The organism is Halobacillus sp. BBL2006 (assembly GCF_000786645.1).
GTDB lineage: Bacteria > Bacillota > Bacilli > Bacillales > Halobacillaceae > Halobacillus.
The window spans coordinates 1-7,088 of the sequence record NZ_JRNX01000608.1 but is presented as its reverse complement, the minus strand read 5'-3'; the positions used below and the strand labels follow the sequence as shown (position 1 = coordinate 7,088).

The window sequence follows — 7,088 nt, the reverse complement described above, 5'->3', positions numbered from 1 at the left end:
CTCACCGGGTCTTATTTTTTTACTTTTTAAAACATATACCTTAGCATAAGATATAGCTCATATGGATGAATACACCAATGTGGGTCTATAATAGAAAATAAATAGAAGAGGAGGATGGAAGATGAAGATTACGGAAGAAAAATTACTCAACAAACAGGGATATCGTTTACATATTCTACCTAGTAAGAAATATAAAACCATCTCAATTGTCGCGAAGTTCAAAGCGCCATTGAAACGTGAGGGGATTACCGAGAGGGCCTTGCTGCCTCATGTCCTTCAGAAAGCTACCAATAACTATCCAAACGTCCGTTCATTGCAGTCGGCGTTTGAAAATTTATATGGTACCGCTCTATCCAGTGATGGATCCAAAAAAGGAGAGAACCATGTCATCAGCTTCCGTATGGAAGTCGTGAATGAAGCTTATTTGAACGATCAAGAGCCAATCTTAGAAGAAGCTTTAAAGTTATTTAATGAAGTGCTGTTCGACCCTAAAGTTGAAGGGGACGGCTTTGACTCCGCTATTGTCAGTCGTGAGAAACAAACGTTGGAGCAAAAAATCACTTCAATTAAAGATGACAAGATGAGCTACGCTAATCTCAGATTAATGGATCATATGTGCGAAGGGGAGCCCTACTCTTTACACGTCCATGGTTACCTTGAGGACATGAAAGAAATTACACCCAAGAAGTTGTATGATTATTATCGTTCTATGATTGCGAACGATATGCTTGATGTTTACGTCATTGGTGATGTTGATGAAGCCTTCATTGAAAAGATGGCTGATCAATTTTTCACAAGAAATAATAGCGGAAACGTGGACAATGATCAAGTGTCAGTGACTAAGGATGTAAAGAAAGCTAAAGAAGTAGTGGAACGAGAAGAGGTTAATCAAGGAAAGCTTCACATAGGATATAGGACATACACTAAATTTGGAGATCAAGATTATTATGCTCTTCAAATTTTTAACGGAATATTTGGTGGTTTTCCGAGTTCTAAGCTGTTTATGAATGTACGTGAAAAGCACAGTCTCGCTTATTATGCAGCTTCTCGGTTTGAAAGTCACAAAGGCCTTTTGTTGGTCTTCAGCGGAATTGATCCGAATGATTATGATCAAGCCAAGTCTATTATTTTAGAACAAATGGATGCTATGAAGAATGGGGATTTTTCTGAAGAACAAGTGAATGAGACGAAAGAACAAGTGATCAACCAACTTCAAGAAACGATGGATAACGCAAACGGATTAATTGAAGTTCTTTACCATCAAATGATTTCCGGAGCGGAAATGCCTGCGAACGATTTGATTGATCATATTCGAAAAGTAACTAAACAGGACGTTATAGAAATGGCGAATAAGATTGAGTTAGATACAATCTATTTCTTAACAAGTAAAGAAGGAGGGGAATAATCGTGGAAGAATTAGTATATCAGCAATTAAATGAAAAGGTTTACAAGGAAACGATGGACAACGGACTGAAGGTCTTCTTACTCTCTAAGCCTGAGATGGCAAAGACGTTTGGAATCTTTACAACGAATTATGGGTCCATTGATCAGACGTTCACTCCCATCGGCAAAGATGAAAAAGTGACTGTACCAGAAGGGATTGCTCATTTTCTGGAGCACAAGCTTTTTGAAAAAGAGGATCGTGATGTTTTCCAGGATTTCACGAAATTAGGGGCATCAGCAAATGCGTTTACTTCTTTTACAAAAACGGCCTACTTGTTCTCTGCAACAAGTCATATTGAGAAGAACGTAGAAACTTTGATCGATTTTGTGCAAAATCCTTATTTTTCTGAGGAATCGGTTGAAAAAGAAAAAGGGATCATTGCTCAGGAAATTCGTATGTATGATGACCAGCCTGATTGGCGTTCTTTTTTTGGAACCATTCAAAGCCTGTATCATAATCATCCGGTTAAAGTTGATATCGCAGGAACTGTTGATTCCATTCAAAAAATAACGAAAGACGACCTTTATACTTGTTACGAAACTTTTTACCATCCATCTAATATGGTTCTTTTTGTTGCAGGGAATATTGAGCCTGAAGCCATGATGAATCTGATCAGAGAAAATCAAGCCGCAAAAGAATTTCCTGAAGCCCCTGAAATCAATCGTTCTTACCCGGATGAACCAGAGGCTGTTTCTAACAAGAATAATTCCATCTCAATGCCGGTAACAACGGCAAAAGCTATGGTTGGAGTAAAAGAAGATGTGTCTAAACTCTCTGGAGAAGAACTCCTCCGTGCAGAGTTGCTCTCGGGCATGATTCTTGATTATTACTTCTCGAAAAGCGGCAAGTTCTATGAAGAACTTTACAAAGAGGATCTTATCGACGACAGCTTTCAGTTCGAAACTGAGCTCGACCGTCAATTCGGCTTTACGATTCTTGGTGGAGACTCTAGAAAACCGGATGAAATGACGAAGCGCGTAAAAGAAATGCTTCATGAATTAAAAGCAGAAAGCATTTCTGAAGAAGATTTCACACGCATGAAGCGTAAGAAAATTGGTCAATTCATGCGTGCATTAAATTCCCTTGAGTTTATCGCGAATCAATTTACCCATTACCATACCTTAGGTGTTGATCTATTTGATGTCTTACCTGTTATTGAATCGTTGAATACGAAAGATGCTGATGAATACTTACAGCATTGGATTAAAGAAGAGGCAATCTCTGTCTTCCAGGTGAAACCTCAGGCATCATGAGTGAAAGGTGTTTAATTATAGGGGCTAGCGGAGAGATTGGTTCAGCAACCGTATTAAAATTAGTGGAAGCGGGTTATCGTGTTGGTGTACAATATCATTCCAATAACCGAGTCGTTGAAAGCTTGAAAAAGCAGGTTCCTGCTGAACTGTGGGAAGGTTCCTATCAAGGCGATCTTAGCTCTTCAAAAGGAATTCGGGAGTTTTTGTCTATCCTCCCAGCGTCTTGGGACGCTATCGTCTTTTCAGGTGGTCACTTATGGAAAGGGCTTTTTCAGGATATGGAAGAGGGAGACATGGATGCGTTGTATCATGTGCATACAAAGGCTCCTTGGATGGTCTCTCGCCATGTCCTGCCTAATATGATTCGGAATAAACGTGGAAACATAGTCGTCGTTTCTTCGATTTTCGGTGAAGAAGGGGCGAGTATGGAAGTGGTCTATAGTAGTGTGAAAGCTGCCCAAATCGGATTTGTCAAAGGCTTGGCAAAAGAAATTGCGCCGAGCGGAATTCGTGTCAATGCCGTAACACCCGGATTGATTCAAACAAAGATGAATCAACAACTATCTGAAGAGGAATGGCGCTCATTGGAAGAAGAGATTCCAATAGGGCGTGCAGGTACTACTGAAGAAGTCGCGAACGCTGTCTTGTACTTGCTAAGTGATCAGTCCAGCTACATTACAGGCCAGACGATTAAAGTCAACGGTGGCTGGTGATGAATTTTTTTGTATAGAATTGACACCCTTCTCTCATACTAAGCATGAAAAATATATTTGAGGAGGAAACAGAATGTCAGTTCTTGACAATTTTGATTCTTGGAAAGCTTTTCTAGGCGATCGTTTACATCAGGCACAAGGACAAGGGATGGATCAAAGCGCAGTTTCAGACCTTGCTTATGAAATTGGGACTTACTTAGCAACTACTGTAGATGCGAAAAATGATCAAGAGGCAGTTCTTCGTGATCTATGGAATGTCGCTGATGAAAAAGAGCAGCATGCCATTGCAAACATGATGGTTAAACTAGTTAAAAGTGAAGGTAACCAGCCTTAATTCGACAAACTCCGCACATGTAAACCTGTGCGGAGTTTTCGTTTAAGGGCGCATTTTTATTACTTTTTTGCAGGGATATCCATTTCCAACCTTTCCTATTCTACAAAAATCATTTATGATAGATGAAGAGTTACTTTTATGAATGTCGAAGTATGTAGACGGCAGATATATTTTTTCCAGAGGAGTTGTGTTATGGAAAAAACAGAATGGTATTTAGAATATGAAATTCAATACAACCGCCCTGGACTATTAGGGGATATTTCTTCATTATTAGGGATGATGTCCATAAATATCGTTACGATTAATGGTGTGGAAAATTCACACAGGGGAATGCTTTTGCTATGCAACGATGAAGAGCAGATGACTCGTTTGAAATCCATTTTAAACACCATGGATACCATTAAGGTGACGAAATTGCGTAAACCGAAGTTGAGAGATCGCTTAGCTGTAAGACATGGTCGATATATACATAGTGATGTGGATGATCGTAAAACATTCCGATTCAATAGAGAAGATTTAGGCCTGCTGGTTGATTTTATGGCAGAATTGTTTATGAAAGAAGGTCATAAATTAGTCGGGATCCGCGGAATGCCGAGGGTTGGGAAAACGGAGTCGGTTGTTGCAGCAAGTGTATGTGCTAATAAGCGCTGGTTATTTGTGTCCAGCACCTTATTGAAACAGACGGTACGGAATCAATTAATTGAAGATGAATACAGCGAAGACAATTTGTATATTATTGACGGTATTGTATCCGCTCGTCGGGCTACCGAAAAACATTGGCAGCTTGTACGGGAAATCATGAGGCTACCCGCTACCAAAGTAATTGAACATCCTGATATTTTTGTACAAGAAACGGAATATAAAATGGACGATTTTGATTACATTATTGAGCTGCGAAATAATGATGATGAAGAAATTACTTATGAAACCGTGGAAAAACCAGACATGTCCATGAATGATGGGTTTTCCATGTTTGATTTTTAATATGATGGATGGTGTTATACATGGAGATGGATATTGGATCTAGACTGAGAGAGGCCCGAGAATCAAAGGGTCTGTCTCTTGAACAAGTACAAGAAACTACTAAAATACAAAAACGTTATCTTCAAGCCATTGAAAAAAATGAATTTAAAGTATTGCCTGGAAAGTTCTATACACGGGCTTTCATCAGAGAATATGCTTCCGCTGTTGGGCTGGATCCTGAACAGGTGATGGAAGATCATAAAGGAGAACTTCCTTCCTATGAGGATGAAGGAGCAATCCAATACAGCCGTGTGCAAAAAACTAGGAAAGAGTCGACATCCAAAACTTCCAGTTCTCCGAAGGTTTTCCCTGGTATACTTACCGTATTAGTTATCGTTGTCGTCATGTTTATGGTATGGTTCTTTCTTTCGAATAATGATTCAACTGGAGATGGCAAAGCCCAAGACGCTTCTGGTTCCAATGACGAAGTGAGTGTGCCAGCTGATTCAGAGGGTGAAAATTCCAATGAAGAGCCTAAAGAAAGTGAAAAGGCTTCTGATGAAGGAACTTCTGATACTGAGGATGCAGAGGAAGCTTCGGCTGACGATCAGAAAGAAGATCAGCCGGAAGAAGAACCTCAGGCTGAATTCGAATTAGCAAAGCAAGGCACTGGGTCCTTCCCCGAACACGTATATGATGTAACAGGTGTAGAAAAAGGTACGCTGACGATTGAATTAAGCGGAAGAAGTTATCTGGAGGTTCATTCTCCTAAAAATGGGGAAAACTTAATTCAACCGATTGAATATACGGCAGATAAATCACCGATAACTCTAGAGATTAGTGGAAAAGATCAAATTTACATTAAGACAGGAAATGCGCCTGGTACAACGGTTAAAATTAATGATCAAGAAGTGGAATTTCCAAATCCTGAAATCTCCACACAAAAACTCTTGCTCAACTTTAAGTAATAGGATTATGATAAGGCTGTCCTGAGCATGGGATGAGAGAGGAAGTAACTTCTTCTATGTCTCTTCGGACAGCCTTTACGTATTTCATTTTCATTCCAGGAGTGTGAATTTAATGAATTTACCAAACAAAATTACAATATCAAGAATTTTACTTATTCCAATTTTTATTATTTTAATGAGCGTACCCTTTAATTGGGGTTCCTTCCAAATGGGGGAAGCTGAATTGCCAGTATCCCACTTGGCTGGAGCTATTCTATTTATCATTGCATCGACGACGGATTGGATAGATGGGTATATAGCGAGAAAATATAATCTTGTTACGAACTTAGGAAAGTTTCTGGATCCTCTTGCAGATAAGCTGTTAGTCAGTGCAGCTTTAATTCTTCTTGTCGAAATTGGTTTGGCGCCTGCGTGGATTGTCATAGCCATTATCAGTAGAGAATTTGCGGTTACAGGTCTGCGCCTCGTTGCAGCAGGAGAGGGAACTGTACTTGCTGCCAGTCAAATGGGAAAACTTAAGACATGGATTCAAATTATTGCGATTTCGCTGTTGCTGCTCCATAACTGGCCATTAGCTTTTGTAGGGTTTCCACTGGGGACTATAGTCTTGTACTTAGCTTTAATCATTACCGTTTATTCTGGATATGATTATTTCCAAAAAAATTGGCACGTGATGAGAGATTCAAAATGAATGCAGAAATCGTAGCTGTTGGCACAGAGCTTTTATTAGGTCAAATTGCAAATACTAATGCCCAGTGGATATCAAAGCGTCTTGCCTCTTTAGGGATTCCTGTTTACCGTCATACTGTAATTGGAGACAATTTGGAGCGCGTCGTGGATGCGTTTACTGCAGCTCAATACCGCTCTGACCTAATTATAGTGACAGGAGGACTTGGTCCGACGGAAGATGATATGACGAGGGATGCAGCCAGATCCGTACTAGGACAAGATCTTGTAGAAGATGCTGAATCTATGGAAAAAATTCAACAATTCTACACGAACAATCAAAAAGTGATGACTGAAAATAACCGAAAACAATCTCTTGTTCTTACAGGAGCCAAAGTTCTTCAAAATGATGAAGGGATGGCTCCCGGTCAAATTGTTGAAAAAGAAGGAAAGGTATGGGTTTTCCTTCCTGGTGTCCCTTCAGAGATGAAGATGTTGGTACAGGAGCGTGTAATTCCATACTTTCGTGAGACTTACACACTCAAGTCGGAAATTGCTTCTGAAATGATGCGCTTCATAGGAATTGGGGAATCGGCGCTTGAAGACGAACTTTCAGATTTGATTAGTCAACAGACTAATCCTACAATTGCCCCTTTGGCAGGTGAAGGGGAAGTGGCCCTAAGATTAACTGCGACAGGCGAATCTGATCATGAAGCCCGAACGAAAATTGGTTCTCTTAAAGAAATA

8 protein-coding genes are annotated in these 7,088 nt (G+C 39.9%); all 8 read left to right on the top strand.

Features of this window, described 5'->3' with window-relative positions; genetic code table 11:
* Positions 1–121: 121 nt before the first annotated feature.
* Positions 122–1,405, top strand: a complete 1,284-nt coding sequence (yfmF, locus tag LD39_RS16860) for an EF-P 5-aminopentanol modification-associated protein YfmF (RefSeq protein ID WP_035550249.1) — start codon at positions 122–124, stop codon at positions 1,403–1,405.
* 2 nt (positions 1,406–1,407) lie between these two features.
* Positions 1,408–2,697 (top strand): EF-P 5-aminopentanol modification-associated protein YfmH, encoded by a 1,290-nt coding sequence (yfmH, locus tag LD39_RS16855; protein ID WP_035550247.1) that lies wholly within the window; start codon positions 1,408–1,410, stop codon positions 2,695–2,697.
* Positions 2,694–3,410: an elongation factor P 5-aminopentanone reductase gene (gene ymfI, locus LD39_RS16850; protein WP_035550244.1), complete on the top strand. Its 717-nt coding sequence runs from the start codon at positions 2,694–2,696 to the stop codon at positions 3,408–3,410. Before yfmH ends, ymfI begins: the two co-directional genes overlap by 4 nt.
* Positions 3,411–3,483: 73 nt before the next feature.
* Positions 3,484–3,744 carry a DUF3243 domain-containing protein gene (locus LD39_RS16845; RefSeq protein WP_035550241.1) on the top strand — a complete coding sequence of 87 codons (261 nt, stop codon included), beginning with the start codon at positions 3,484–3,486 and terminating at the stop codon, positions 3,742–3,744.
* A gap of 192 nt (positions 3,745–3,936) precedes the next feature.
* Positions 3,937–4,728: a DUF3388 domain-containing protein gene (locus LD39_RS16840; RefSeq protein WP_035550238.1), complete on the top strand. Its 792-nt coding sequence runs from the start codon at positions 3,937–3,939 to the stop codon at positions 4,726–4,728.
* Between the two features lie 20 nt (positions 4,729–4,748).
* Positions 4,749–5,675, top strand: a complete 927-nt coding sequence (locus LD39_RS16835) for a RodZ family helix-turn-helix domain-containing protein (protein ID WP_035550235.1) — start codon at positions 4,749–4,751, stop codon at positions 5,673–5,675.
* A gap of 112 nt (positions 5,676–5,787) precedes the next feature.
* Positions 5,788–6,366, top strand: a complete 579-nt coding sequence (gene pgsA, locus LD39_RS16830) for a CDP-diacylglycerol--glycerol-3-phosphate 3-phosphatidyltransferase (RefSeq protein ID WP_035550233.1) — start codon at positions 5,788–5,790, stop codon at positions 6,364–6,366.
* On the top strand, positions 6,363–7,088 hold a 726-nt coding region (locus LD39_RS16825; protein ID WP_035550230.1), incomplete at its 3' end, for a CinA family nicotinamide mononucleotide deamidase-related protein. The genes pgsA and LD39_RS16825, both read left to right, overlap by 4 nt.

Coding starts and splice junctions, on each gene's coding strand:
- yfmF (WP_035550249.1), top strand. CDS start 122: ATGAAGATTACGGAAGAAAAATTACTCAACAAACAGGGATATCGTTTA.
- ymfI (WP_035550244.1), top strand. CDS start 2,694: ATGAGTGAAAGGTGTTTAATTATAGGGGCTAGCGGAGAGATTGGTTCA.
- LD39_RS16845 (WP_035550241.1), top strand. CDS start 3,484: ATGTCAGTTCTTGACAATTTTGATTCTTGGAAAGCTTTTCTAGGCGAT.
- LD39_RS16840 (WP_035550238.1), top strand. CDS start 3,937: ATGGAAAAAACAGAATGGTATTTAGAATATGAAATTCAATACAACCGC.
- LD39_RS16835 (WP_035550235.1), top strand. CDS start 4,749: ATGGAGATGGATATTGGATCTAGACTGAGAGAGGCCCGAGAATCAAAG.
- pgsA (WP_035550233.1), top strand. CDS start 5,788: ATGAATTTACCAAACAAAATTACAATATCAAGAATTTTACTTATTCCA.